The organism is Bosea sp. PAMC 26642 (assembly GCF_001562255.1).
Classification (GTDB): Bacteria; Pseudomonadota; Alphaproteobacteria; order Rhizobiales; family Beijerinckiaceae; genus Allobosea.
Genome location: NZ_CP014301.1, coordinates 925,765 through 951,949 on the forward strand (window position 1 = coordinate 925,765; position 26,185 = coordinate 951,949).

Sequence of the window (26,185 nt, forward strand, 5' to 3'; positions counted from 1 at the left end):
ACGATTGAGCGCGACAATGTCAGCTAGCAGGCTACACATCAATGTCAGTAGTTGGCGCATCTAACCCGTACGAGCGACGGGAATTCGCGGTACTTTTATCCGAATTGCTGCCGACTTGCGTGGCAACCGATCATAGTTAATCGACGACCACAATCTTTTCTCCGGGCGGGCAGCCTACTCAATGGGCGGGCAGCCTACTTAATTTCGAAGTCGTCTCGCTTCTTGGCTGGCCTCCCCGCTTGCGTCGGGGGACCACTAGAATCGATCGTGCGGGCGGCGTCAGCCTTACGGATGGCAGCCGAATTGGCTTTGAAGCGGCTGGGCGCTTTGGGCACGTCAACGATACCGAACTCGGCGCGCTCGGTGACTGCAGTCTGCTTTATCCGCGTGAAGAGATCAGATGGCTTTCGGGTCTGTGCCGCCGGTCGCTTGACAGCGGTGGGAGGGGATTTCGGCCGCGTCTGTTCCTCCGGATGGCCTACCGCGATGCCATCCTTTTTAAACTGGGAAGGAGGGCGTGTTGCTCCGTCCATGGCAGGAGTCTTACCGCTCTGAAGGGGCTCGCTTTTTTGACCGTCGACAAGGTTTGATGAAAATTGGTTGGTGTTTGGGCGTTCATACTTGGGATCATTTCGCCCGACGCGCACTGTATTGTGAAATCGACCCGAATCTGGGGCGTTCCGAGAGGCCTGTTCATCCGGAATTATAGTGGCCGCTGGCGAGCGGGGCATGGGAACATTCGCGTCATTTGTCCGACCTTTCGGGGTGGACGGAAGTCGGGCATCGGATTTTAAATCGTGCGTCGGAGACGACACAGCCGCGACTTTGACGCTGTTATCCATGACTTGGTTGCGGTCGGAGGTGGGCTGTACGAGCACCGGGCGCCCCTCATCGAGCTGCGCCTGTGCGTGACGCCACAAGTGCGCCGGGCCGAGTCGAACGTGCTCCTGAGGCGAATCCGGTATCGAGGATGGCCTCGATGAAGCTGATGGCGTGGCGTCGGCGACGGTCGATACTGGCTTAGGAGGCGTGACATAAGTTGACTGCGGGTCGGAAAGTTGCACGCTATTGCTGACATCCCGCACGATCTCCACTGGGTCAGTGTCCATCTGCCGTCGCGTTCGGTCGGACTGTGCGTTCCAGATTCGCAACCGGAGCTTGCGCCGCGACGCCTGATTATCGTCGACATCGAATTCCCTCGACGCAAATTGCTCTGCCAGCGTGCCCTGCGGCTCGGATTCCACCTCGGCTTTGCGGACCCGCTTGCGGCGCTCCTCGTCATGAAGTGCAGTGGCGAAAGGATTGAGCCCCGCAAGGCCGAAGGTCCTGCGAACCCAGGCCCGTGCCAGACGAACAGGTTTTAGAAGCAACAGCACGACGCTCTGCACGATCGGATGGTCGTGAACGGCTTTCCGTCTCGTCAACGCCTCGATTTGCTGGTCCGACCATACCGGCAGCCCCTGGGCCAGCGGGATGAGTGTTTTTGTCTTGATATGGACAAGTTGGTTGTCGCTGAGCTGTTTGAGACCAAGGGGGGTCAGAACGCGCGTACCGTTGAACGGAATGGCGTCGAGATGACGACGTTCGATAGCGGAGAATTCGGTCGGATCGGCGGGGAGCCCGGGCTCAGTTAGCTTGGTATTAGTTATCTTCGGGGTCCGGTTCCGAGACCGCGGGAGGGCCATTTGGCGTTTAAACTCGGTGACGGGGTCGTCCGCCGCCAGCCATAGAGCCTGGTCAAGGAGCCGCGCCGAGGGATTTGGGGCCCGCTGCACCTTGCACGCGTTTGCCTTCATGGCGCCGATGGTAACCGCTCTCTCATCGGACGTGAGCGCTACGGGCGCCGCTTGAAGTTCGTCCGTTCCTCGAAGGCGGCCGGTACGGGACACCGCGATAGTTTCGCGGCGACCACGCGACAGGCTGCGTTCCGCACTGACGTGAACGCGCAGATCGTGACGATGGCGGGTCATGGAGACGTAGCTATGCTCGGCACTCAGACCGTCGATATCCACGACGATGCAGCGATCGACGGTCGCCCCCTGCGACGCGTGGATGGTCACCGCGTAGGCATGCTGAATGATGGGATGTTCACCAATGCGAAAGCGGGAAACCAGATCCTTGAACGGTGCGCTAAACGAAAGAGGTTGCCCATCTTCCCGTTCGCGATCCAGCACGAAGGTCAGAACTGGGCCGCCTGGTGCAGGATCGATCGACATGATGCGCGCAACATCGGCGTTGAAGATCGTCTTGTTTCCCACCTCCAAACGCTCGCCGAAGATCAGGCGATCCCCGACGGCAAGTGCGAGACTGACCGGCTGGCGCCCCTCCTGTTTGGCACGAGGCAGCGCCAGTACATCTGCCCCGTCGGCCTCGACGAGCCCAATACTCTGGAGCTTGGTACGGATCAGCGCGTTCAGTGCCGCAACGTCGCGATTGCGCGGGGTGATCATCAGCTGAGATCGCAGGCTTTCGTGGTCCACGGAGCCGGTCGACATAGCCATGCTGATGTAGTCTTTTGCAGCAACCGAAAGGGTCGTGGAACGGTCGAGATGAACGCTGACATGACCGTTGGTATCATACGTATCGATGGCGCGATCCGCACGCTGGCCTGCTAAATCCATGGAACATTGCCGCATCCACGGAAGCTCCTGACGCCGTATTCCAACAAGCGCGCTGCGGCCGAGCAGGTCGGCAAGCGCGCGCATCGGCGCACCTGCGGCCACGGGCTGCAGCTGCTGGGCATCACCCACTAGGATAATTTTGGCGCCGGCGACGTCAGCGCGACGGACGAGATCTGCGATGTCGAAGAGCGGCGCCATGCCAGCTTCGTCGACGAGTATGACCGTCTTGGCAGTCAAGAGCTCGCTTCCACGCGCAAGTCTCGCTAGCAGTCTGGCGAGGGAATGCGAATCCGTCACGGGAACGCCGGCGTCGCGACGGATTACATGGGTGGCCTGCCACGACGAAGACGTCACGATCAAGCGCAACCCGGCCGCAGCCGTGATGGCTTTGATGGCTGCTGAACTGAAGCTCTTCCCGGTGCCAGCGGAACCATTGATGACGCTGATGCCGTCACGGTTGAGGCCGTGAATGACAGCCAAACGTTGCTCGTCGTTCAACTCCTTCTGGCGCTTTAGGCCAAGGATAACCTCGCTCTGCGAGAGTTGGCGCCACCGTCCGCGTGCGGCCAACGCTGTTTTCAGGAGGCCATGCTCGGCTTCGACAATGGTGTGCGTTGTAAAGAGCTTGTCCCCACCAGAGGAAGAGGGCAGGGCGATCAACTCGCCACGAATGCTGTCGGCGAGGGCGATTGCCTCCTGAGCGGTGGCGGATATCTGCACATGTTCAGCGACAGCACAGAGGATTTGTGGCCATGTCTTCTCCGCTTCAGTCGCGAAGATGGACGAGATCAGCGCGGCCCTGTCGATCGTCGGTCTGCGCCGTTCCGCAATGGACTTCTCGGGGCCGCGTCTAAGAGCAGCTTCCACCGGCGCCAAAAAAGCAGCCGGATCGCAACCTGCTGCAAGCGCTTCCTCACGCCATCGCGGGGTTAGGGCGGCGATCGTTAGTTTCGGGTTCTTGGATTTGCGGGTGGCGTAGGCGGCCCGTTGGGCGGCATTGCGGTCCTTCGCCGTCTCAAATCCGCCATTGCGCGCAGCAGTCTCAATGGCGGAACGACGCTTGGAAAAAGCCTTCACAAGCACCTCTGGAACGATTGGCAGCACAAAGTTGCGCTCGTCTCGCGTCACCTCGAGCCCTAGTTCCTGGCGCAGTATGCTTGCCAGCTCGCAACGATAGAGCGCTGCGATCGCCCCTCCAAAAACCCTCAACGAATGATTATCGATCGCCCCGATCGAGCCGTCAGCGCGTTTGCAGAGGTTGAAGATGACAGCGTGCGTATGAATTTGTGGATCATTTTCGCGGGACAGACCATGCAGGTAGAGCGACGCAACAACCTGTGCCGCTGGCTCGCGCACGCGCCCATCCTGTCCAGAACGTGTGATGATGAGGCCCTGACGCTCGATAAAACGCAGCGCTGCGGCAACAGCGCGATTATGAGCGCTCGCAACAGCGCGCCTCACGTCAGGTGAACCAAGCCCGTATATTATGCTCGCGTCTTTGGGAGGGGAGAGCGAAAGGTCGTACCCGACGACTTTCTTGGCTTCGCGCTGCTTCGAGTTGAGCCAACGTTCCTTGTGTTTTATGCCTAAAGGCCTGCCGGTTTCAGGATGAAGCCCCTGCGCCAGACGCAAGATCTTGTCGGAATCGGCGATGTCGCCGGTATGGATGCCGCTGAACGGGCTGCTCGCGCCAGCTTCGAGTTGGCCAAGCTTGACGAAAATTCCCCGGCCATCTTCGCCTAGGTGGTCATAATAGGAGATCGCCGCCGTCGAGACGGCGCCCTTCTTCCGCGATTTGATCGAGCGTTCGGCAAGACGCGCTGCGTCGGCGGCCTGATCATCGTAATATGCCACAGCGTGAACGGCCGTGCAGTTGAACATCGATCAATCCTCTCGTTCTTCGGCGATAAAGGCACGGGAATGAGGCCGGCTTCGGTGGGAAGCGCTGATCGAGGTCGTCGCGATAAAGCGAACGATCGGGTCAATTTGGTCGGCGAGCGCATCTACCACCCCGCGGACTGCGGCGATATCGACACGAAGTTTGTCGGCCTGCGCGTCGGCGTCCAGGTAACGCGATAGGGCATGTTGTACGAGGAACGGCAGCAGGACCCTGTCCACGCGCGCGCGATGCCGGACTTTCTCAAGCAGCATGGGGTCGATGAGGACCCTGAGTTCAGATGGTTTGGCCACAGCCCATCACCGTAGGTTTTGTGAATGAAATCAGAGGCTTGAGAGCAGTCGCCAGCACCGAAGGGTGCGTGCCTGCGTCGTGAATCTACATCTCACTCGAACACAATGGCCGAGGCCGCGCTATCGCGTCAAGCTCATTAGAGCGCCATTGCGGTCTATCAGATTTTAGAGTATCAACATGCTGCGGCGGACGGAACTGACTCCACGGGAGACATGAGATGACCAAAAAGCGTCAGCGAGCTGGCAGTGTTACGGCGACCGTCAATCGTGCGGCATTCGAAATGGTGCTGGAGAAGGCCGAGGCGATGCTGACGGACCGCGTCGGTCTGCCAGAGCTTACCGCGCTCCACGGACGACGGCTGAAGCATGTTCTCGATCAGCATTTCGGCATCGAGTGGCTCGCGCAGGAATATAGCGCTGCCATGTCCCGACATGCAGGCGGCGACATGATCGATGAAGAGGAGCAGGCCAAGAGCCTCATCGCCAGCTTCGACGAGCGGCGCGTCGCGGGCACCCTTCGCCTGGTCCCGACCTCGCCGCGCAAGGGCGCTGCCAAGGTGCCTCAGCCGAAGGTTCCGCAGGACCCCGTGATTCAGACGGCTGTCCTTCCCGAGGACGCCCGGAAAGAGGTTGACCGGAGTGTTCAGCCCACCCCGGCGCCCGGTAACAGCGAAACTCGGGCACAGACCGTGCGACAGCCGGATGCGATGGCCATGGCTCTCAAGTTCGCAGGGATTGGGCGAGGGGAGACCAAGCGGGAAGAGGAGGGGGCTGGCCGGCCTGTGGTCGAGATCCGGTTGCTGGAGACATCCGAAGAGTGATCGGATCCTGGCCGGACCATGCCACGCGCGATGACCTCAACTGAGATCGAGCAGGTGGGCTTGGACGTCATCAGGACGTCCAAGCTGATCCAGCACGATGCGGGCTACCTCCAGGTCTTCAGAAAGCCCCACGAGCAGAAGGACGTCATACCCGCGACGCGCATAACCCGTCAGGGTCAGAACAAGTTGCGCGATGGCCGTCGGCACGCGGCGCTTCTCACCCTGAGCCGACAGGACGCAGACAAGGAGGTGGCGATCAGGGTCGCTAACTGTGAACGCCAGGTGGAGGCTGGGCAAGAACTTCATCCTTCCAAGAAGCCCAGGGATTTTGTTGTTGAAACGCGGGCCATCCGGTCCCCACCCTCGAGCAGCCCAAACGAACTTGGCTGCTGGATAGAGGCCTTCAACGAACTCGCTGGCTTTAACGGAAGCATAGGTCTGCCAGGCCCGGTCGGTCGCACCGGCTACCCGCTCGCCCGTGCTACGATCCGCCCGCTCCTGCGCGATGAGGCCTGTGAGACTGATCTTGCCATCAACAAGGTCCTCGGCGGCACGGGTCGCGTGATCGGGGGCATAATTGTACCACCGGGCAATAACGGACACCGAAGCAAGGGGTTGCGACCGCAGCCGCGAAGCGAGGAATTCAAACGGCGTTTCCTCTGCGAGCGTCGCCAGGAAGCGGGATGCCCTGGCAAGTCGCTGCGGTACATGCCGGCTAACCCCGTGCTCGCGAGCGAACGCCTGGTACACGCCCTCGCGATCGCCGTGACCAATTCTTGCCAAGCGCTCCTCAACGACTTTGGCAAGATCGTACCAGCCGTCAGCCGTCGCGATCGTTTGTCGTTTGGCTTGAGTATTCACGCCGGCCCCGTCCCCGTTCAATTTTTCGAAGCGTCTGAAAGACGCTGATCCATCCGAATTCGGAGACCTACCATGACTGAGAAGATCGACAACAGCCGTAACAAGGATCGCTTTGGCCTCGATTTCGGCATCGAGTCCGGCCAGCGTCGCGCCGCGCTGATCGATCCGGAGACCGGCGAAATGGCCGGATCGGAACGGACTGACACGCAGGTTACGTCGCGCATTATCGATGGTGCTCATGCGCTCATGCGATTGATGTCGTTCCAGGGCCGCGTGTACATCAAGACGGACGATGCCATTCTCCTGGCGGCTTATATCGTCGCTGTCGCCAGTTCCGAGGACACGATCCGCCTGTTCGATGCGATCAGGGAAGGCAAGATTACGCTTACTGAACTGAAAACCCGGATCGACCAAGCGCTCAGCGACGCCAAGAAGGCCGGCGAGGCCGACGCAGACGCGCGCGCCAAAGCCCAAGCACAAGCCGACGCAGAATCCTTCGCAGCGGCAGGGCGAGCCGATTCCGATAACGGAGACATCAGCGTTTCCGGTCGCGCCTAGCAGCCAGCTCAACGCCGTTTACGGCCTGCCGGTCCGGGAGGGCGCAGAAGTGGCGAGCGAGAAGATGGAAGTACCAAAACTCAACGCATACGACGTGCAGTTCGTGGCGCTGAATGGGCAAAAGGCGTTTCATTGGCGTGGGTTTGCGTACACGAACGTCGAGGCTATCGAACTCGCCAAGACCACCTTCGAGGTGGTTTGGCTTGGCCTTGGCCACGCCCTGAATAAATCCCAGGCACTCCCGCGCGAGCTTACCAACGAATTCCGCTGTGCACCGGGCGACAGCGTCGCGAATTGGCTACCGCCGAGCATCTACTTCCTCTGTCGCGCCGCTCTCGACATCATTCATTGTGAGGCACAGCCGTCCGTAAACCATTTGTCGGAAGAGAGGGGAAACCGGCTGCTGGGTGAGATCTTGCTTTGCCGCCCGCTCGTTGCCCGGTCAGGCTGTGTGGGCCAGCTGACCTATCTGGACATCGAAGCTGGCTATACGCCTACGTGGTGGGATGGCGACCGTGAAGTCGGACCCAACATGGATTTGCTGTTCTGCTTTGAAGGGATGGCCGCTAAGGAAATATCCGCACTCGGATTGGATTTGCTGGCTGCTATCGGAATTCACCGCGCATGCGATGCTTTGGGCACCTGCTCCAGCACATACACGCACGCGCGACTGCCCGGTTCCGCCGTCTTTCGCGCGGTGATGAGTGTCTACCCTCCCAGCCCGAGCGAGCTACGCAGCTATCTGCGTGAATCTCAGCAGAGTGCCCTTCTCGAGCGTCTGGAGCGAGCTTTGCAATAGGTGTGGATTATCGCCAGTTCTTTGCTATTTTCACGGCGAGAGCCAGCACCTCAACATAACTTCCGCCGATCGCTGCTGCGCTTTCTAACCAATCGATCGCACCAGTCATGCAGGTAATCGTCATCACGATCGACGAACTGACAATAAAATTTGATGTGGCAGGGGCCGACGCCAAGCCGTCCGCCCCACTCGTCTCCTTCCACGTCCGGGATGGCGTGCTAAAGGCGAAAGCGCACCGATCGATGGGGCGCTGGTCTACCTTCCGAACGATCTGGGTGCCCGCCTTCCAGCATGGCGCAGCGCGCGAAGTTGGTGTTGCATACCTCGGTCCATAGACACGAGACCACGACCTTCTTGCGCCCGTTGGGCGCGAGCGCGTCGCGGACGTTTTAGTCGCCCCAGGAGTTCATCGAGGTCTGTGCGCGAATCTTGTTCTCGGGGAAGCGTCGCCGCGGCCTGGACGAGCGCGAACGCGGCCGGCGCGCCCGAAAGGTCCGTTACGAGCCAAGCGCTGGCGACGTCGCGCATGAAACTGCCGAACTCGATCGCTCGTGACGCTGCGTAGTTTCCGACCCTATCAACCAACGATGGCATGCCGATACCCATTGGACCATCAGAGGGCCCTAAACTCGCCGATCAGCATGGAAGGTTTGATCTGTCTCGGTCCCGTCCGCGGAGCCGGGCAAGACGTCGGCGCTTGCTGATCCGTCCAGTTTGGATGGCCGTCTTCGTCCAGAAAGGGTTCAGCCATGCTGTTAGCCGCCTCCGCTCTGAAAGGTTATGCCGTCGAGGCGCAAGACGGCGCGATCGGCACCGTCAAGGATCTGCAGTTCGACGACAGAACCTGGCAGATCCGATGGCTTGTCGTCGATACCGGGAGATGGCTGACGGAGCGCAAGGTGCTCCTCCATCCTTCGGCGATCGGCAAGATCGACTATGGCGCGCAGACACTGCGGGTCGCGTTGAGCAGGCAGCAGGTGCAAGGCAGTCCAGCCTTGAGCTCTGATCTGCCCGTTTCGCGGCAGCATGAATCCGACCTCTACGGCTATTATGGCTGGAGCCCTCTTTGGGGTGGCGATCTCTATGGCTCGGAACTCGCGGGCGCAGGCTTTGGACCGTCGCGCTATTTCGGGAACAAGGAGCTTTACGACGACCTGGGCCTTGGCAACCACGGCGACAGCGGAGACCCGCACCTTCGCAGCGTGTCCGAGGTCAAGGGCTATCACGTGCACGCCACCGACGGCGATATCGGCCATGTCGACAATCTCATGATTGACGACGGAAGCTGGGGCATCCGCTACCTTGTGCTTGACACCAGCAATTGGTGGATGGGCAAGCAGGTACTGATGTCGCCCTATGCCGTCAGCGAGATCAGCTGGTCGCAGGAGAAGGTCTATCTCGACGTCACGCGCGAACGGGTCAAGGCCAGCCCGGCCTGGGATCCCGCCGCGATGATAAACGACATCTACGAGAAACGCTTGCACGAGCATTATGGCTGGAGCGGCTACGGCTGGTGATGTTGGGCCCCGCTCGCCGCAATTTCCAAAAGGTCGACGCGGGGCCAGCGCCAGATTGTCAGTCGATCGCAGGCCGTCACGACAGATCGCCGAAGCGCGCTGGTCGTGCTGTCGCGAAGCCCTTGGCTGTCTGGGGTTTGACGAAGAGCGCGACGACCTCGGGATGAGCGGCGCGGATCTTCTGTTCAATGGCGGCGACCTGATCTTCGATCTGGCCCGAGCGCATGTCGTCGTCGAACGCGATGCTGAGCGCCACGAGAAACTGGTCAGGCGCCAATTGAACGCTCAGGAGGCCATTGGCTCGCGCGACCCCGCTTTCGGCGGCGACGCTGCCCAGGATGGAGTGGGATAGATCCTGATCGGCCCGCTCGCCGATCAGAAGACTGTTGTTTTCCTGCGCGATGAACAAGTCTGGAATACGCACATGCAAGGGTCTGGCAGGGCGTCTCGCGGGCCATATCTGCCAATGCGATCAGGGCGGCGTCGTTCGCGGCCTTGGTATGTGGGAATTCGAGGGGCTCATCTCAGCGCTCGGCGCTGTCGCCGATGTCCGTTGTGATCGTGAACTTAGGCATCGTGGGCGGTGCTGTGGTCCCCTGCTTTCCAATGGGGATTCCCGGAAGCTGTTTCGTCAGATGCCAGATGGTCTCAGTTCGCCCTCACAACGCCTCCTTGGGTTCCATGGACAGGAGAGCGACCGGCTGGCGAGGTTTCCACTTCGGGGGCTGTTCGTGACCGTTCTTCCAGCCGCCCATCAGCGCGATCGTCGCGCTGTATATAACGACGTGGTGAGCATTGCTGATCACGACGCCGAACGTGCGATGGTCGCCCTCGGCGATCTTGTCGCGGGCCATGTCCGGCAGGGTGTCCAAGCCGAACCATCTTGCAGCCGCGTCGTCGGGTAAGTCGCGGCCGGCTAAGTCGATCACCGGTTCGGACCCATTGTCGGTGTCGAAGAAGTAGTGGGGCATCGAAGCCCTCCAGACGCGGGAACGGGCGCGCCAGACCATCACGCAGGTCTCGGGGAATGTTTCAAGCGGCGAGCCATTATTGCAGTGATCCAGACCCAGCCGCCAGCAACTCACCAGCTCGGCTTCCAAATGGACGGATGCGTCCAGCGCCAGCCGGGGCTGTCACGGCGCTTGTCGCCATCGCACGCGTCTGCTGCCATCGTCGCTTAGCAGGTTGTCGGCGCCGCCTTTTTCCGAGCCAAGAACGACCGACGCGACGTCATGGTGGGCGCCGGCTGGCTGGAGCCTGTGCTAGCATCTCCTGATTGGAGCGCTCCCGACCGACGGGTGCCAACACACCGATACGGACCGAGGCATGTGGACGTTCAAGATGCTCGCGCTGATGGGGCTCGGCGTCCTTGCCGGGCTCGCGGCGATCGCTGTCGGGATCTGGATCTATGTCATGAGCACGATCGAGCAGCCGGCCTACGCCTCGGTCACACGCGACGACACTATTGAGATCCGCGACTATCCTGCGCTCGTCGTGGCGGAGGTGACGCGGCGCGGTGCGCGGCAAGCCGCGGTGCGCGCCGGGTTCTCGCCGCTTGCCGGCTATATCTTCGCCAAAAGCCGTGAGGGCGAGACCGTCAGCATGACTTCCCCGGTGATCCAGACGCCTACGCAAGCCAACGATCAGAGCTGGCTGATCCGTTTCGTGATGCCGTCAAAATACACGCTGGAAACCCTGCCAAAGGCGGCTGGAGAGGATGTGCGCCTGCTAGAGCTGCCGGCTGCGCGCCGCGCCGCGATCCGCTTTTCAGGCACCGCGACCGATGCGTTGATCGCGCAGAACGAGGCGATGTTGCGGGCCTGGCTGGCGCAGCGCGCGATCGCAATCCAAGGCGCGCCGACCTATGCCTATTACAACGACCCGTGGACGCCCGGTCCGCTGCGTCGCAATGAAGTGCTGTTCGTCGTAGCGGTGCCTTAGCAGGCTGAGGAAAAATCAGCGCTGTGCGCTGGTCGGTCAGAATTGAGCGCGGTTTGGGTCGGCTCTGATGGCCAAGTGACGATGACGAGCACCTCGGTATTTTATTTTTCGGCAGTTAATCCCAAAGAGATGCAGCGCAAAGATACAAAAAAGGCCCAGCTTGCGCCGGGCCTTTCATGGAGAGGTGGAGGGATGGGGACGATCAGTAGTCCATACCACCCATGCCGCCCATCCCGCCGCCACCGCCCATCGGGGGCATGCTGTCCTTCTTGGGAAGCTCGGCGATCATCGCCTCGGTGGTGATCATCAGGCCCGCGATCGAAGCTGCGTCCTGGATCGCCGTGCGCACGACCTTGGTCGGGTCGATGATGCCAAGTGCAATCAGATCGCCGTACTGGCCGGTCTGGGCGTTGTAGCCGAAGGCGTAGTCCTTGGACTCGAGCAGCTTTCCGATCACGACGGCGCCGTCATCGCCGGCGTTGTCGACGATCTGACGGGCCGGGGCCATGATCGCCTTGCGGACGATCTCGACGCCGGTCTTCTGGTCGTCGTTGGCGGTCTTGATCGCCTTGACGGTCGACAGCGCGCGCAGGAGAGCGACGCCGCCACCCGGCAGAACGCCTTCTTCCACGGCCGCGCGGGTCGCGTTCAGGGCATCGTCGACGCGGTCCTTCTTCTCCTTGACCTCGACCTCGGTCGCGCCGCCGACGCGGATGATCGCGACGCCGCCTGCGAGCTTGGCCAGGCGCTCCTGGAGCTTCTCGCGGTCGTAGTCCGAGGTGGTCTCCTCGATCTGCGCCTTGATCTGCTGGACGCGGCCTTCGATGTCCTTCTTCTTGCCGGCGCCGTCGATGATCGTGGTGTTCTCCTTCTCGATGCGCACCTTCTTGGCGCGGCCAAGCATCTCGAGGGTCACGGTCTCGAGCTTGATGCCGAGGTCTTCCGAGATCATCTGGCCGGCGGTCAGGATCGAGATGTCCTCGAGCATGGCCTTGCGGCGATCGCCGAAGCCCGGAGCCTTGACGGCCGCGACCTTCAGGCCACCACGGAGCTTGTTGACGACGAGCGTGGCGAGAGCTTCGCCTTCGACGTCCTCGGCGATGATCAGCAGCGGCTTGCCGGTCTGCACCACGGCCTCGAGGATCGGCAGCATCGCCTGGAGCGAGGACAGCTTCTTCTCGAAGATGAGGATGTAGGGGTCCTCGAGCTCCACCACCATCTTCTCGGAGTTGGTGATGAAGTAGGGCGAGAGATAGCCGCGGTCGAACTGCATGCCCTCGACGACGTCGAGCTCGGTCTCGGCGGTCTTGGCCTCCTCGACGGTGATGACACCCTCGTTGCCGACCTTCTGCATGGCGGTCGCGATCATCTTGCCGACCGACTCGTCGCCGTTCGCCGAGATGGTGCCGACCTGCGCGACTTCGGCGTTGGTCGTGACCTTCTTGGAGTTCTTCTTCAGGTCGGCCACGATGGCCTCGACAGCGAGGTCGATGCCGCGCTTCAGGTCCATCGGGTTCATGCCGGCGGCAACCGACTTCAGGCCTTCGCGCATGATCGCGGCGGCGAGAACGGTCGCGGTTGTGGTGCCGTCACCGGCATGGTCGTTCTGCTTCGAGGCCACTTCGCGCACCATCTGGGCGCCCATGTTCTCGAACTTGTCGGCGAGCTCGATCTCCTTGGCGACGGTGACGCCATCCTTGGTGATGCGCGGGGCGCCATACGACTTGTCGATGACGACGTTGCGGCCCTTGGGGCCCAGCGTCACCTTGACGGCGTTGTTGAGGATTTCGACGCCGCGCAGCATCCGGTCGCGCGCATCGGTGGAAAACTTGACGTCTTTGGCTGCCATGAGAGCAACTCCTTATGAAAGGATGGGAAGGGCGGTCTCAGGCGTTCAGCCGATGACGCCCATGATGTCGGATTCCTTCATGATCAGGAGATCCTGGCCGTCGATCTTGACCTCGGTGCCGGACCACTTGCCGAAGAGGACGCGATCGCCCTTCTTGACGTCGAGTGCGACGAGCTTGCCAGCGTCATCACGGGCGCCGGGGCCCACGGACACGACTTCGCCCTCCTGGGGCTTTTCCTTGGCGGTATCGGGGATGATGATGCCACCCTTGGTCTTCTCTTCGCCATCAAGACGACGGACCACAACGCGGTCATGCAACGGACGGAACTTCATGGGTCATTTCCTTTAGGTAAAATCTGGATGCGAGGCTCAGAAAACTCGCGATGAACCCTGCTAGCAGTCTCTACCTATGAGTGCCAGCTTGGATACGGTTCTTCTCCCCGCGCAGCGAGGATCATGTTGGTGCGCGTGATCGATACGAGGAAAGACTTTCGGCCGCACAGCCTCGGAAACTACGCAAGACTCGCGCGCTGGCCGTTTATGACGTGGGGACGGGCGGCCTCGATCGCCATATCGTTTGCCGCGATGAGTGGACGTCGAATACCGGTGGGAAGGCTTTAGAGGACGGGGTTCGCCGCGCGGGGTCTGGGAGGACATTGCAATGCACTCGGCTTCGACACCCGCATCGACCTCGGATCACGGCATATCGCCAAAGCGAGCTCGTCGTGCTTTCGCGAAGCCCTTGGCGGTCTGGGGCTTGACGAAGAGCGCGACGACTTCGGGATGCGCCATGCGGATCTTCTGTTCCATGTCGGCGACCTGATCTTCGATCTGCCCCGAGCGCATCTCGTCGTCGAACTCGACGCTGAGCGCCACGAGAACCTGATCGGGCGCTAACTGAACGCTCAGGAGACCATTGGCTCCTGCGACACCCTCTTCGGCGGCGACGATACCGAGGATGGAACGGGATAGATCCTGATCGGCCCGCTCGCCGATCAGAAGACTCTTGCTTTCCTGCGCGATGATCAAGGCGGTCGCGGCCAGAAGCAGTCCGATGACGATGGATGCGAGACCGTCCAGGATCGGCTCATGGAAGGCGGCAGCCGCATACGTTCCCGCAGCGGCCACGATGATTCCAAGAAGTGCGACGCTGTCCTCTAACAGCACGATGAAGGACGGCGGGTCCTTGCTTCTGCGAACCGCGTCGTAGAAGCCGAGATCGCCCTTGGTGCGTCTGAATCTCTGCAGGGCGACGAGCCACGAGGCTCCATCGACGAGGAACGCCACCGCGAGAACCCCGTAGATGATAAAGCGGTCCTGGACGGGCTCTGGGTTCAGGATATGTCCGACGCCTTCGAAGATCGCAGCGATTGCGCCGAGCGCAAACACCAGAAGCGCGACGATGAAGCTCCAGAAGTAGAGCTCCCGACCATAGCCGAGCGGATGGTCGGCGTCCGGGCGCCGGTCGGCGCGCTGAATTCCATAGAGAAGCAGAATCTCGTTTAGCGTATCAACGACCGAATGCACGGCCTCGCTCGTCATGGCCGAGCTGCCGGTCCAGGCCGCCGCTGCGATCTTGGTGATCGCGACGACGCAGTTCGCCGCAAGGGCGGCATAGAGGACCGCCCTTGGCGATGGCGTGCGTAGCCAAGGGCGGTTGCGAATCTCGGTCACGTCAGGGTCCGCGTCCTGTCTTGAGCGAGAGAGCCCCGATCAACCGTTGTGCATCCGGCCATGCTGGCTATGGCGGCGATTGTGCGAACGCCTCGCCGGCGGTGCCGAGATCTCCGTCAGCGTCAGCGACCCGACGCCGACGGCCAGATTGGCGCCCGTCTGCCCCTGGAACGACAAGGGCTGCAGGGTGACGGCGCCGTCATTGCCGCCGACGAGAACGCTGGCACCGGCGCCGACGCCGACGGTGATCTCGGCGGTGACGCCATTATAGGTGCCATTCAATCCGCCAGGCCTCAGGGCCGGCTCGACGACCGCCCAGACCATCCCGCCTTCGGTCGTCTTGCCGATGTCGAGGCCGAACTTCTTGATTGTCCCGGTGTAGAATTCGACGCGACCGCCGACGGCGTCATAGCGGCATGTCAGCGCCTTCTCGGAGGTCAGGATCATACCTGTCCCACCGGCCACGTTGCAGATCAGTTCGCCTGCCCGTACCGTCGGCTTTGCGGAGGCCGCGATCGGGAAAAGCGCCAGCGAGACAGCCAGCGATAAAAATAGCTTTGTCGTCGTCTTCATCATGTCACCTGTTCTCGGATAGCGAGGGGCCCCGGGCCCGAGACTTGATCCTAAAGCGAAAACCGCCCGGCACTCAGGGTCGGAAACTACGCAGGATCCGAAGCCGCGGTGCTTAAGCGTGTGGCGCCACTCGCTAGCCGTCCGAGTACCTGGAGATCTGAACGGGCAGGGCGCTTTCGTCCGGTTCGAGCTGATGCCGAAGCGCGCGCACGCATTCGGCGATATGGGTCAGGGCGACCCTGATGCGGGGCGTATCGCGATTGTCCTTGTGGACCATCACCCAGATATCGGCGCTGGGCGGCTCGCTGGGAACGGCGACGCGCACCAGACCTGGTTCCCTGTCAGCGCGGAAGCAGGCGAGACAGGCAAGCCCTCCGCCATGGGCTGCCGCCAACACGACGGCCTCATGGCTGCTGGTCTGCATCGCAACTCGAGCGCGCGAAGCCAGGCCGGCGAGCCAGGCCGTCTGGGTCATCTCATGGTTGTCGTCGATCTGCGTGATGAGGTCGTGGCCCGGGCAGCCGTCGGCGATATCGAGCTCCCCATGGTCGTCGAGATAAGAACGGCTTGCATAGAGGCCAAACGCGATCCGCCCGATGCGCCGCACAACGAGATCATGCTGCTCTGGGAGTTTGAGGTGGACGGAGATGTCAGCCTCTCGCATTGCGAGGCTGAGTTCCCGTTGGTTGGGTATCAGTTCGATCATGATGTCCGGGTGGCTGGCCCGCAGCGCTGCGAAGCTCGGAGCAAGGATATGGGCGGCGACGGTCTCGGCGCACGTCACGCGGACGAGCCCGGCCCGTTGCGTGTCGCGCCCACTGATGTCGCGCTCGACGGTGAGGACCTCGGTCTCGAGACGTTCGGCCTTCGTGCGAAGCTCTTGTCCGGCCAGTGTCGGCACATAGCCGTCGGGTGTCCTGTTTAAGAGACGCACGCCAAGGCTGGCCTCTAGCGACGTCAGGCGTCGTCCGACGGTGGACTGGGCGACATGGAGCGCCTTGGCCGCGGATGACAACGTGCCATGCCGGGTGAGCGCAAGAAAAAATCGGAGGTCGTCCCAGTCGAGCATGGATCACCTCCCGATTATTTTTGCATTGCGGATCGCCGACTTTGGTTCACCCGCGTGTTCAAGACTGCTTTATGGTCCTCAATTGCAACGCACGAGACGGATTTGAGGTCACGATGTGCCCGATTTTATTCGGCACCACGTTGCTCGAAGCCGTTTTATTTGGGGGAGATCAAGGTGGCTAAGCCTCAAATTCCCCTGGACGACGACGACCTGGTCTTCGTCGATGCCGCCAAAAGCGAGACGGCTCGTTCTCCGATACCACTTAGCAAATTTAGGAACTCTGGCTTGGATCACCGCGAACGTGATGCGACGATCTCACAGGGCGAAGCCCGTCCAGACTCAGTCCGTACCTTGCGATGTCGAACGGTGGCGCAAGGTCGCCTTAGCCAGCTGAACTACATCCGGATTTTGCCGCCGCAGCTCGTCAAGGAGCATGAGGCCTCAAGTCAACTCGAAGAGGTCAATGCACCGAACGCATCGGAGGCACTGCTTGCCGCGTTGGGCTCCTGTCTGGCCACCGGCATTCACGCCAATGCAATCGCGCAAAGTATTCCAATCCGTTCACTCGAAGTGAATCTCGCCGGCGATATCAATCCGAACGCGGTGTGGGGAACGGGCGACCTAAACCCCAAGCCGATCGGCTTCCAGGCGATCGAGGTATCAGTGCGCTTGGATGCTGATGCGCCGCGAAAGGTCTTGGATGCACTCATCAAGCACGTCGTACTCTGGTCGCCCGTTGCCAACACGCTTCACAATCCGGTTCATCTGGATGTGAAGTTGCTGCCGGATGCCACAGGCCCCAGCGACAGGTCCTGACGCCATGGCTGACGATCCTTACAAGACGCTCGGCGTTGCCCGAGACGCGACCGACAAGCAGATTCGCAGCGCTTACCTGAAGCTCGCCAAGACCAGCCATCCCGATCTCAATCCCGGCGATCGCTCGGCCGAAGGCCGTTTCAAGGCCATCAACGCCGCAAACGACCTGCTGTCAGACAAGGACCAGCGGGCCCGTTTCGACCGTGGCGAGATCGATGGGGCAGGCCACGAGCAGGCGCGGCAAGGACCGCCGCCGGGGCAGCGCTCGTACAGAGACCATGCGGAAGGTCCATCAGGGACGCGTTACAGCGCCGGTTTTGGCTCCGATGACGACCTCGGCGACATCTTTTCGGAGATGTTTGGCGCTCGCGGTGGGGCCCGCGCTGGATCTGCTGGACGACGTCACGGCGCCGATCGGCGCTATACACTTGCCGTATCCTTCCTCGACGCCATCCGCGGGACGACCCAGCGCCTGACGCTGCCAGAAGGTGGCAGCCTGGACGTCAAGATCCCGCCGGGGCTGGAGAGCGGACAGATCCTTCGTCTACGCGGCAAGGGAGGGGCGGGTGAGCCGCCCGGCGATGCGCTGATCGAGGTCGAGGTCGGGCTTCATCCGCTGTTTCGCCGCGAGGGCCGCGACATTCATCTGGAGCTCCCCATCACGATCCGCGAGGCCGTGTTGGGTGGCCCGGTGACGGTGCCAACGGTCAGCGGGCCTGTGACCATGACCTTGCCTCCCGGTTCCGACTCGACAACCAAGCTACGCCTGAAGGGCAAGGGTGTGCCGGCCGGCGGCACCCATGTCGCGGGAGACGCCTTCCCGACCCTGCGCATCATCCTCGGACCGCCAGACGAGGCGCTTGCGACCTTCCTGCGGGATCGAGCCGACGTCGCGAGTTGGGATCCCCGCGCGGCCCTGGAGGCCATGTCATGATGACCTTTGATGTGCTGATAGCGACCATGCCGGAGTTTCAGCGCAGCGAGGTCGAGGACTGGATCGCCAGCGACTGGGTCCGGCCCTCGAAGCGCTCCGAAAATTGGATGTTCGACGACATCGATGTCGCGCGCATGCGGTTGATCCGTGATTTGCGTTTCGATCTCAGGCTGGATGAGCACGCCCTCCCGTTCGTCCTGCACCTGCTCGACCAGCTCTACGACGCCCGCCGCGGGTTGCACCGGGTGCGCAAGGCTCTCGAGAACGATGTGCCTGAGGAAATCCGCGCCGCGATGCTGATGGCCTTGTTGGGGTCGTTCCCTGACGACGGCCAAGCGTCGGAGACGTCCAACTAAGGCATCGAGCTTTTTTGCATTCCCACTCGCCAGCCTTGGTTCGCGCAATACAGCGCCGACCGGATAGGGTCGTTTGGGTCGGTAACGAAATGTCTCGCGCCGGTCCCGATTGTCCACTCTGACGACGCGCCATTCGGCCGCGGCGTACTCGCATCGAGGGTTGGGCCGTTGGCTCAACACGCAACAGCATGACGTCGCCGCACGATAGAGGCACCCCTTCTTCCGATCGACCTGCCGACGCGTCAGAGGACACGGTGCAGGACGAGGTGGCGGATTTTCGCGACCGCTGGATGCGGGCAGAGGCCGAGATTGCGAATGTGAGATCGCGCGCGAAGCGCGATGTCGATGACGCCCGGCAATACGCCGTGCAGAAATTTGCGACCGACATCGTCGAAGGCGTCGACAACCTGCATCGCGGCCTGGCAAGCCTGCCGCCTCCTGAAGCCGACGAGCCTCACCTCCTTTCCAGCCTGCGGACGGGCTTCGAAGGCATCGAACGCAACTTCCTGACCTTGCTGGAGCGCCATGGCGTCAGACGCGAGGATGTCGCAATCGGCGCGATCTTCGATCCGGAGCGTCAGCAGGCGATGTCGGAACAGGACGCCACGACCACCGCGCCTGGCGCCATCCTCCATGTGCTCTCGTCCGGCTGGGCGCTCAACGGGCGGCTGCTGAGACCCGCGATGGTGATCGTCGCCAAGGCTCGGCCGGCGAGCGCCGACACTGCGCATCGGATGAGCTCGGCCTGAGCGAAGCCCAGCCTGGGCCCGGGCGCATTTCGCGCGGCCGCGCCTGGGCAATCTCTTCTCCACAAGCGCGTCGCGCAGGGTCTTCGCACGCCGCTGAACCATGCTTTCCCTTCGACCGGCCAGCGCCGGCCCGACCCCTATTCAACTGGAGCAGTCCGCAACATGGCGAAGATCATCGGCATCGACCTCGGCACCACAAACTCCTGCGTCGCGATCCTGGAAAGCGGCGATCCGCGCGTCATCGAGAACGCGGAGGGCGCCCGGACAACGCCCAGCATGGTAGCGTTTTCCAGCACCGGGGAACGGCTCGTCGGCCAGTCGGCCAAGCGCCAAGCCGTCACCAACCCCACTAACACGCTTTACGCGATCAAGCGTCTGATCGGCCGCCGCTTCGACGATCCGCTCGTTGGGAAGGACAAGGCGCTGGTGCCCTATGAGATCGTGCGAGCCGGCAATGGCGACGCTTGGGTGGCGGCGCGCAGCGAGCAGTATTCGCCAAGCCAGGTCAGCGCCTTCATCCTGGGCAAGATGAAGGAGACGGCTGAGGCCTATCTCGGCGAGCCGGTGACACAGGCCGTGATCACCGTTCCCGCCTATTTCAACGACAGCCAGCGGCAGGCCACGAAAGACGCCGGCAAGATCGCAGGCCTGGAGGTGCTGCGCATCATCAACGAGCCGACGGCGGCAGCCCTGGCCTACGGCCTCGACAAGAAGAAGACTGGCACGGTGGCCGTCTATGACCTCGGCGGCGGCACCTTCGACGTGTCGATCCTCGAAATCGGCGACGGCGTCTTCGAGGTGAAGTCGACCAATGGCGACACTTTCCTCGGCGGCGAGGACTTCGACAACCGCGTCATCGAATATCTCGCCAGCGAATTCCAGAACACGCAGGGCATCAATCTGCGGACCGACAAGCTCGCGCTCCAGCGCCTCAAGGAGGCGGCGGAAAAGGCCAAGATCGAGCTCTCCTCGACCATGGAGACCGAGATCAATCTGCCTTTCATCACCGCTGACGCGGCCGGTCCCAAGCACCTCGCGATGAAGCTGACGCGGGCCAAGCTCGAAAGCCTCGTCGAGGATCTGATCGCCCGCACGATCGAGCCCTGCCGGGCAGCCCTGAAGGATGCCGGCGTCGCGGCCGAGGCGATCGACGACGTCATCCTCGTGGGCGGCATGACCCGCATGCCGAAGGTGATCGAGAGCGTGAAGCGCTTCTTCGGCAAGGAGCCAGCGCGCAACGTCAATCCCGACGAGGTCGTCGCGATCGGGGCCGCCGTTCAGGGCGCCGTCCTCAAGGGCGACGTCAAGGATGTGCTGCTGCTGGACGTGACCCCGCTGTCGCTGGGCATCGAGACGCTGGGTGGTGTCTTCACCCGCCTGATCGAGCGCAACACGACGGTTCCCACCAAGAAGAGCCAGATTTTCTCCACGGCCGACGACAATCAGGCCGCGGTGACGATCAAAGTGCTCCAGGGCGAAAGGGAGATGGCGGCAGACAACAAGACGCTCGGCAATTTCGACCTGACGAGCATCCCGCCGGCGCCGCGCGGCGTACCCCAGATCGAGGTCACTTTCGACATCGACGCCAACGGCATCGTGTCGGTCACGGCCAAGGACAAAGCGACCGGCAAGGAGCAGCAGATCAAGATCCAGGGGAGTGGCGGGCTTTCCGACGCCGACATCCAGCGCATGGTCAAGGAGGCCGAGGCCAATTCCGATGCTGACAAGACGCGGCGCGGTTTCATCGAGGCGAAGAACCACGCCGACGCGCAGCTGCACGCGGCAGAGAAGGTGCTGGCCGAGCATGGCGCGGCTATCACCCAGCCGGAGCGCAGTGCAGTTGACGCGGCGATGACGGCCGTTCGCGCGGCGATGGAGGGCACGGATACGGCCGGCTTGACGCAGGCCACCGAGGCGCTGGCCCACGCCTCCATGAAAATCGCCTCGTCCGCGACGAAGCCTCAGTCAGGCGCGGCTGGACAGACGGCCGGAGCCGGGCACGCCAACTCCGGCGAAACCGTTGTCGACGCCGACTTCGAAGAGGTCGGAGCGACGAAGAAGTCGGCCTGACGATCCGGAACGCAAAGACGAGCCACCGCTCAGGCTCATGTCGCTGCGAGCGCCAACCTGGCCAAAGCGGGCAGCGATTTCGAGGCGGTCTTGTGCATGATCGAGGCGCGATGGTTCTCGACCGTTCGCTGACTGATGCCGAGATCTGCCGCGATGTTCTTGTTGGGGTGCCCGGCGAGAACCAGATCCATGATCTGATGTTGCCGAGCCGTGAGCCCGGCTAGGCTTTTCGTGGCGCTTGCCTTCCAGGCCGCGCGCTGGCTCGTGTCGCGCGACTGCTCGATCGCGCGCCTCACGCTGCCCAGGAGTTCGGTGCAACTGACCGGCTTCTCGATGAAATCCGACGCGCCGGTCTTCATCGCCTCGACCGCCATCGCGACGTCGCTGCTGCCGGTGATCATGATGGCGGGCAGGTGGTGGCCTTGTTCGTTCAGATGGCGAAGCAACTGGAGTCCCGTCATGCCCGGAAGATAGGCGTCAACCAGGAGGCAATTGCCTTCGCCGGGCGAATAGGCAGCAAGGAAACCCTCGCAGCTTTCGAAGGCTGCCACCTTATGTCCGGCTTCTTCTAGAACCAGGCGCAATGTGTCCCGGATCTGAGCATCGTCATCGACGATGAATACGACCGGATTTTCAAGCTCCGGCTCTGGACGTTCTGCTTGGCGGATCGTTCCGGGCGCGACTTTCCTCTCTAGAATGCGCTGGATGGCCTGAGTGACCTCCTCGACCTTGACCGGCTTGTTAAGGTGCAAACAGTTCAGCAGCTTGATCGCGCGCAAAGTCTCGGTCGAGATGTCTCCGGTGAGGATGATCACCGGCGTTTCGCGGTGATCCCGCTCGCGCAGTTTCGCTGCGGTCTCAAGCCCATCCATGCCTTTGGGAAGGTTGAAGTCCGACAGGATGACGTCTGGCCGTGATGCGCCGCTCGTCATCAAGGCGAGCGCTGCATGACCATCTGACGCTGCAAGAACCTGATGGCCCTCATCCTTCAACAAAAGCTCAAGGAGATCGCGGAGTTCTGGGTCGTCTTCGATCAAGAGTACCGTCCCCGTCAGATGCGGGCTGTCGATGGCAATTGCCATTACATTAGCAAACTTCTCCACGTCCGGAGCACCCCGGACGATCGGACGAAGCAGGGCAAGTTCTATCGCGAACACGGAGCCCTTGCCGTGGTTGGAACGAACGCTGACGTGATGGTCAAGCAGAACGCCAAGACGCTTGACGATCGATAATCCTAAGCCGAGACCCAGGCTCCGTTGGCGCGCGGCGTTGTCGAGCTGATGGTACTCGTCGAAGATCGCCTTCAGCTCATCCTTGGGAATGCCGATGCCGGTATCCCAGATCTCGAGGCTGAGCTTGCCGTGACGCCTCTTGCAGCCCAGCAGCACCTTGCCGGTCTTCGTGTATTTCAACGCGTTGGAGAGGAGGTTTCGGATCATCTGCTCCAGCAGATGGGGGTCGCTGCGCACGACGAGGCTCGACGAGACGACCTTGAGCATAAGCCCCTGTGCCTCGGCGTGATACGCGAATTCCTCTCTCAACCTGTCGAGCAGATCCTTGATAGGGAAATCGACGATTTCGGCATGGACGGTTCCAGCTTCGATCTCGTTGATGTCGAGCAGCGTGTTGAGCATGCTCGACATCGCGTCCACCGTATCGCTCAGCCGGGCGACAAGCGTCTTTGCCTTGTCGCCCTCGACGACCTTGGCGAGCAAGCCCTGGAGGAGCGCGAGGCCTTGCAGGGGTTGACGAAGATCATGGCTGGCGGCGGCCAGGAAGCGCGACTTGGCAACGTTGGCGAGGTCGGCCTGTTTGCGCGCGTTGTCCAGCGCGCGCGCAGCTTTTTTCTGCTCGGTGATGTCGGTGAAGGTGATGACGACGCCTTCGACGCTGTTGTCGTGGGCCCGGTAGGGCATGATGCGGCGCACGAACCAGATGCCGTTGCGCGCTTCGATGCGACGCTCCAGCGGCGCCAGCGTCTGCAGAACGGTGCGTGAGTCCACCGGCAGGGAGCCATCGACCGCGAGCGAATTCAGGTCTTCGAGCGGTCGGCCGACATCGGTCGGAATGATCTTGAACAGGGCCTTGGTGGCGGGTGTGAAGAACCTGATCTTGAGATCGCGGTCAAGGAAGACGGTGGCGACATCGGTGCTGTAGAGCACGTTCTGCAAGTCGTCCGAAGTCGTGCGCTGCCGTTCGAGCGTCTCCTGCAGCTGACCGTTGAGGGCGGTCAGCTCTTCGTTCAGGGACTGCAGCTCCTCCTTGGAGGTTAGCAGTTCCTCGTTGGTCGACTGGAACTCCTCGTTGACCGAAAGTGCCTCCTCGTTAATCGCGCGCTGCTCCTCGCTCGAGATCTCGAGATTGCGGATCGCGTCCTTGAGCTCTGCGCGCGTCGCATTGAGCTCTTCTTCGAGCTCTCCAACCCGCGGAGCATCGGTTGCAGAGGCCTTCTTTATCAGCGCCTTGTCATGTTTGGGGGAGTCGATGAAGGAGATGAGAAAGAGCGTTTCACCCTCATGCTGCAACGGCAGGACGGCGATGCTGAAGGCAAAATTCTGAGCGCCGCGACGCGTCCGCATCCCATCTAGGCGAACGGCGTCGTTACTTTGCGTGGCCTTGTGAATCGCGGCCCGCAGCTTTGTTCTAATACCTTCGGGAGCCATAGCTAGGATGTCATGGCTGGGATGGCCGGCCACGACATGAAGGTAGTGTTCCGTCGGCCCAAGGCTGTAGAGGCACTCATAGGTGCCGTTGACCAGCACTGCTGCCGGCGCGTAGGTCTCGATGACGGCGCGTTTGCATAAGTCGGCCAGCGCGCTTTGCCGCGAGACGGCATGGCCCTGACCCGCCCGCGACGGAATACGGATCGGTTCGCCGGCGCCCCCCAGGAATCGCGCGTCGGAGGGTTGGCTGCCGCCGATATGGCGGTAGATGCGCTGTGCCTTGGCGACGACTGCAAACCGGCCCTCGGCGTGACTGACCGTTTCTGAACTGCCGAGCAGCAGCGTTCCGCCTTCCCGCAAGGCAAAGTGAAACAAGGACAGTATTTTCTTCTGCGCTTCAGCCTGGAGGTAGATCAGCACGTTTCTGCATGAAACCATGTCCAACCGCGAGAATGGCGGATCGGCCAGCAGATCCTGGACTGTGAACACCACCAGACCGCGCAGTTCAGGCAAGACCCGATAATTCTGACCCTCTTTCTTGAAGAATCGAGCTAATCTCTCGGCCGAGACTGAATCCTCGATCGAGTTTGGATAGAGCCCCTCCTGGGCGCTCTGCACCGCATCTGCATCGACGTCCGAGGCGAAAAGCTGAAGCTTGACGTTGCTCTTCGCCGCCGTGATCTGTTCACGAAAGAGCATCGCGACCGAGTAGGCTTCCTCACCGCTGCTGCAGCCCGCGATCCAGATGCGTAAAGGCCGATCGATAGGCTGCTTGCTGACCATCTCTGGGATAATGGTCTCCGCCAGAAGCGCGAATGTCTTGGGGTCGCGGAAAAAGCTCGTGACGTTGATCAGGAGATCCTTGGCGAGCAATTCGCATTCTGCGGGATCGCTTCGGAGCAGATCGAGATAGGCCGAGGTGTTGCCGGCCTCGATCCCAGCCAGCCCACGGCGTCGTTCAATCCGGCGCAGAAGCGTGCCGGGTTTGTAGAATGTGAAATTATGGCGGGTGTTGGCCTTGAGGACCTCGATGACGTCGGCAAGCCAGGTCTGCTCGGTATCCGTTGCCAAGCGCTCCATCATGGCCGGGTCGTCATGGATCGTCTTGGCGCTTTCCAGAAGCGCTTCGGGGATCTCGCTGGCGAGAAGCGTGCGATCGACGCTCCCTGTCGCGATCGCGCTGCGCGGCATGCCGTCATAGCCGGCTTCCTCCGGGTCCTGCGCCAGGACGATGCCGCCTTTGGATTTGATCGCCTTGATCCCGATGCTGCCATCCGCGCCGGTCCCAGACAGCACGATGGCAATGCAGCGCGGCCCATATTCTTCCGCTAGTGACTTGAGCAGGAAGTCGATTGGCATGCGAGCCCCATGTCGCTCTTGGGGCGCTGAAACGTGGAGCGCGCCCCCAACGACCGACAAGGCGGTGCCCGGAGCGATGACATAGAGATGGCCCCGTTCCAGCCGCACGCCATCGCGTGCCTCCTGCACCGTCAAGGATGTGTGTGAGGACAGCAGTTCCGCGATCATGCTTGGATGATCGGGATCGAGATGCTGCACCAGGACGAAAGCCAAACCGTCCGTGTCCGGCATGGCGTCGAGCAATTTGCGGCAGGCCTCGAGACCTCCCGCAGAGGCGCCGATGCCGACGACGATGGGGCCGCCTGACTGCATTGCCTCGTCTGCCCCCGACGGAGCGCGTGCCATAGGCTGCTTTTCCGGTGTGCCATCGTGATGGTTGCGATCCGGCATTGAAATGGCTCTTTCTGGCGCGCGCGCATGCGCTGCCATTGAGGAATGTCGGTCGGCGTTTAAGCGGTGCGGCGGCTCGACATGACGCCAAGCGGGCCCTTGTCATGTAGCAAATTCGGTGAGGGACGGCTAGGCTATAAGTATTTTCCGAGCCTTAATGTTCCGTTTTTTCTGATTTAATCTGAGATAGACGATTGATTAAATCCACTACGCAATATGATTTTCATCGCTCGATGAAAATCGTGAACGCCGTATTCTGATTTTTATTTGGATTAAACTGGCTTTTGTGACGGCTCAAGGCCCGTTCCAAGGGCAGGTGCTCGGCTCGGTGGGATCGCTTGCTTCAAGGCTCACACCGGCGAACTGATTGGGACA

Annotated in this window: 21 protein-coding genes and 2 pseudogenes; 10 read left to right on the forward strand and 13 right to left on the reverse strand. The window is 61.7% G+C overall.

Annotated features, from left to right (window positions below):
• Nucleotides 1-194 precede the first annotated feature (194 nt).
• Both mobF and AXW83_RS04420 read right to left on the reverse strand, forming a co-directional pair.
• On the reverse strand, nucleotides 195-4,502 hold the full coding sequence (mobF, locus tag AXW83_RS04415) for a MobF family relaxase (protein ID WP_066610986.1): 4,308 nt from the start codon (nucleotides 4,500-4,502) through the stop codon (nucleotides 195-197).
• 3 nt (nucleotides 4,503-4,505) lie between these two features.
• Nucleotides 4,506-4,772 carry a hypothetical protein gene (locus tag AXW83_RS04420; protein ID WP_066610989.1) on the reverse strand — a complete coding sequence of 89 codons (267 nt, stop codon included), beginning with the start codon at nucleotides 4,770-4,772 and terminating at the stop codon, nucleotides 4,506-4,508.
• A gap of 257 nt (nucleotides 4,773-5,029) precedes the next feature.
• On the opposite strand from AXW83_RS04420, the gene AXW83_RS04425 reads away from it, so the two are divergent.
• Entirely contained in the window at nucleotides 5,030-5,632 is a 603-nt protein-coding gene (locus AXW83_RS04425; RefSeq protein WP_066610991.1) for a hypothetical protein, read from the forward strand.
• 36 nt (nucleotides 5,633-5,668) lie between these two features.
• Here the strand turns inward: AXW83_RS04425 and AXW83_RS04430 are convergent, their stop codons facing one another.
• Nucleotides 5,669-6,493 (reverse strand): hypothetical protein, encoded by an 825-nt coding sequence (locus AXW83_RS04430; RefSeq protein WP_156639794.1) that lies wholly within the window; start codon nucleotides 6,491-6,493, stop codon nucleotides 5,669-5,671.
• Nucleotides 6,494-6,565: 72 nt separating this feature from the next.
• On the opposite strand from AXW83_RS04430, the gene AXW83_RS04435 reads away from it, so the two are divergent.
• Nucleotides 6,566-7,051, forward strand: a complete 486-nt coding sequence (locus AXW83_RS04435) for a hypothetical protein (protein WP_066610997.1) — start codon at nucleotides 6,566-6,568, stop codon at nucleotides 7,049-7,051.
• A 49-nt stretch (nucleotides 7,052-7,100) separates the two neighbouring features.
• Entirely contained in the window at nucleotides 7,101-7,850 is a 750-nt protein-coding gene (locus tag AXW83_RS04440) for a hypothetical protein (RefSeq protein WP_066610999.1), read from the forward strand.
• A 290-nt stretch (nucleotides 7,851-8,140) separates the two neighbouring features.
• Here the strand turns inward: AXW83_RS04440 and AXW83_RS26395 are convergent.
• Both AXW83_RS26395 and AXW83_RS28135 read right to left on the reverse strand, forming a co-directional pair.
• A pseudogene (locus AXW83_RS26395) lies at nucleotides 8,141-8,293 on the reverse strand (hydrolase); the annotation flags it as partial.
• A pseudogene (locus AXW83_RS28135) lies at nucleotides 8,289-8,444 on the reverse strand (MFS transporter); the annotation flags it as partial. The pseudogenes AXW83_RS26395 and AXW83_RS28135, both read right to left, overlap by 5 nt.
• A gap of 155 nt (nucleotides 8,445-8,599) precedes the next feature.
• On the opposite strand from AXW83_RS28135, the gene AXW83_RS04450 reads away from it, so the two are divergent.
• Nucleotides 8,600-9,367, forward strand: coding sequence for a PRC-barrel domain-containing protein (locus tag AXW83_RS04450; protein WP_066611003.1), 768 nt, complete (start codon nucleotides 8,600-8,602; stop codon nucleotides 9,365-9,367).
• A 76-nt stretch (nucleotides 9,368-9,443) separates the two neighbouring features.
• Here the strand turns inward: AXW83_RS04450 and AXW83_RS04455 are convergent, their stop codons facing one another.
• Both AXW83_RS04455 and AXW83_RS04460 read right to left on the reverse strand, forming a co-directional pair.
• Complete coding sequence (locus AXW83_RS04455; protein WP_066611006.1) at nucleotides 9,444-9,776, reverse strand: cation diffusion facilitator family transporter; 333 nt, start codon at nucleotides 9,774-9,776, stop codon at nucleotides 9,444-9,446.
• Between the two features lie 250 nt (nucleotides 9,777-10,026).
• Nucleotides 10,027-10,338 carry a DUF6894 family protein gene (locus tag AXW83_RS04460; RefSeq protein WP_066611007.1) on the reverse strand — a complete coding sequence of 104 codons (312 nt, stop codon included), beginning with the start codon at nucleotides 10,336-10,338 and terminating at the stop codon, nucleotides 10,027-10,029.
• Between the two features lie 355 nt (nucleotides 10,339-10,693).
• Here AXW83_RS04460 and AXW83_RS04465 point away from each other — a divergent pair, with 355 nt between their 5' ends.
• Nucleotides 10,694-11,308 carry an SOUL family heme-binding protein gene (locus tag AXW83_RS04465; protein ID WP_066611008.1) on the forward strand — a complete coding sequence of 205 codons (615 nt, stop codon included), beginning with the start codon at nucleotides 10,694-10,696 and terminating at the stop codon, nucleotides 11,306-11,308.
• Between the two features lie 202 nt (nucleotides 11,309-11,510).
• On the opposite strand, the gene groL is transcribed toward AXW83_RS04465, so the two are convergent.
• The 5 genes from groL to AXW83_RS04490 all read right to left on the reverse strand — a co-directional run bounded on the left by groL (nucleotide 11,511) and on the right by AXW83_RS04490 (nucleotide 16,473).
• Complete coding sequence (gene groL / locus AXW83_RS04470; protein WP_066611010.1) at nucleotides 11,511-13,157, reverse strand: chaperonin GroEL; 1,647 nt, start codon at nucleotides 13,155-13,157, stop codon at nucleotides 11,511-11,513.
• Between the two features lie 45 nt (nucleotides 13,158-13,202).
• Entirely contained in the window at nucleotides 13,203-13,490 is a 288-nt protein-coding gene (gene groES / locus AXW83_RS04475) for a co-chaperone GroES (protein ID WP_054143942.1), read from the reverse strand.
• Between the two features lie 363 nt (nucleotides 13,491-13,853).
• Nucleotides 13,854-14,831 carry a cation diffusion facilitator family transporter gene (locus AXW83_RS04480; RefSeq protein ID WP_236841810.1) on the reverse strand — a complete coding sequence of 326 codons (978 nt, stop codon included), beginning with the start codon at nucleotides 14,829-14,831 and terminating at the stop codon, nucleotides 13,854-13,856.
• 39 nt (nucleotides 14,832-14,870) lie between these two features.
• Nucleotides 14,871-15,407: a DUF992 domain-containing protein gene (locus AXW83_RS04485; protein ID WP_066611012.1), complete on the reverse strand. Its 537-nt coding sequence runs from the start codon at nucleotides 15,405-15,407 to the stop codon at nucleotides 14,871-14,873.
• 130 nt (nucleotides 15,408-15,537) lie between these two features.
• Complete coding sequence (locus tag AXW83_RS04490) at nucleotides 15,538-16,473, reverse strand: LysR family transcriptional regulator (protein WP_066611014.1); 936 nt, start codon at nucleotides 16,471-16,473, stop codon at nucleotides 15,538-15,540.
• Nucleotides 16,474-16,647: 174 nt separating this feature from the next.
• Here AXW83_RS04490 and AXW83_RS26400 point away from each other — a divergent pair, with 174 nt between their 5' ends.
• From AXW83_RS26400 to dnaK, 5 genes are all read left to right on the forward strand, one after another.
• Nucleotides 16,648-17,289: an OsmC family protein gene (locus AXW83_RS26400; protein WP_236841811.1), complete on the forward strand. Its 642-nt coding sequence runs from the start codon at nucleotides 16,648-16,650 to the stop codon at nucleotides 17,287-17,289.
• A 4-nt stretch (nucleotides 17,290-17,293) separates the two neighbouring features.
• On the forward strand, nucleotides 17,294-18,223 hold the full coding sequence (locus tag AXW83_RS04500; protein WP_066611016.1) for a DnaJ C-terminal domain-containing protein: 930 nt from the start codon (nucleotides 17,294-17,296) through the stop codon (nucleotides 18,221-18,223).
• Nucleotides 18,223-18,579, forward strand: a complete 357-nt coding sequence (locus tag AXW83_RS04505; protein WP_168166055.1) for a chaperone modulator CbpM — start codon at nucleotides 18,223-18,225, stop codon at nucleotides 18,577-18,579. Before AXW83_RS04500 ends, AXW83_RS04505 begins: the two co-directional genes overlap by 1 nt.
• Nucleotides 18,580-18,833: 254 nt before the next feature.
• Complete coding sequence (locus tag AXW83_RS04510; RefSeq protein WP_066611019.1) at nucleotides 18,834-19,328, forward strand: nucleotide exchange factor GrpE; 495 nt, start codon at nucleotides 18,834-18,836, stop codon at nucleotides 19,326-19,328.
• 162 nt (nucleotides 19,329-19,490) lie between these two features.
• A complete protein-coding gene (gene dnaK, locus AXW83_RS04515; RefSeq protein ID WP_066611021.1) occupies nucleotides 19,491-21,398 on the forward strand; it encodes a molecular chaperone DnaK in 1,908 nt (635 codons plus the stop codon).
• A gap of 35 nt (nucleotides 21,399-21,433) precedes the next feature.
• Here the strand turns inward: dnaK and AXW83_RS04520 are convergent, their stop codons facing one another.
• Complete coding sequence (locus AXW83_RS04520; RefSeq protein ID WP_442855220.1) at nucleotides 21,434-25,849, reverse strand: chemotaxis protein CheB; 4,416 nt, start codon at nucleotides 25,847-25,849, stop codon at nucleotides 21,434-21,436.
• Between the last annotated feature and the right edge of the window lie 336 nt (nucleotides 25,850-26,185).